Here is a 752-nt window from a genome sequence, read left to right on the forward strand (position 1 = left end):
GACACATTAGATTAACACGCGCACTCCCCTACCCTGGCTGAAACGCCAGTTGCAGCCACCGGCAGGACGCACCGGCACGCCGCTGGGACGCGCGTGAAGCAGGGCGGCCGGGCCCATCCTGGCCCGGCGCCCGCGTTTTCAGGACATGGTGGCGCAACCCGGGGAGGACAAGCCCCGGGCAGCCCCGCTCAGTCCGCCTGGCGGCGCAGGAAGGCCGGGATGTCCAGGTAATCGTTCGGCAGTTCCGCTGCAGCCGGGGCCGAAGCGGCCGGGGCCGACGGGGTGGAGGCTGCCGCGGTGTCGCTGCTGGCACGACGCAGGCCCAGGCCCATCCCGCCAACAGCCTTGGACACGGCGTCGCCGCCATTGTCGAACTCGCCGAACTCCGGCTGGCCGGTGGTGGCGTTGCGGACCAGCTTGATCGGCGCGCGCTCGCCCGGACGCTGGGTCTTGCTGGCCGAGATGCGGTTCAGGCCGGTGGCGACCACCGTCACGCGCACTTCGTCCTGCATGTCCGGGTCCAGCACGGTGCCCACCACCACGGTGGCGTCTTCGGAAGCGAAGCCATCGATGGTACGGCCGATCTCGTCGAACTCGGCCATGGTGAAGTCGGCGCCGGCGGTGATGTTGACCAGGATGCCGTTGGCACCGGCCAGGTTCACGTCGTCCAGCAGCGGGTTCTGGATCGCGGCTTCGGCGGCGGCCTGGGCGCGGTCATCGCCACGGGCGGTGCCGGTACCCATCATCGCCAG

At 70.5% G+C, this 752-nt stretch carries 1 pseudogene; it reads right to left on the reverse strand.

The features are described 5' to 3' along the window. Positions 1–188 precede the first annotated feature (188 nt). A pseudogene (locus DAI20_RS19400) lies at positions 189–752 on the reverse strand (hypothetical protein); the annotation flags it as partial.

The sequence above is a fragment of the Planctomonas deserti genome, assembly GCF_003067705.1.
GTDB classification, from domain to species: domain Bacteria; phylum Actinomycetota; class Actinomycetes; order Actinomycetales; family Microbacteriaceae; genus Planctomonas; species Planctomonas deserti.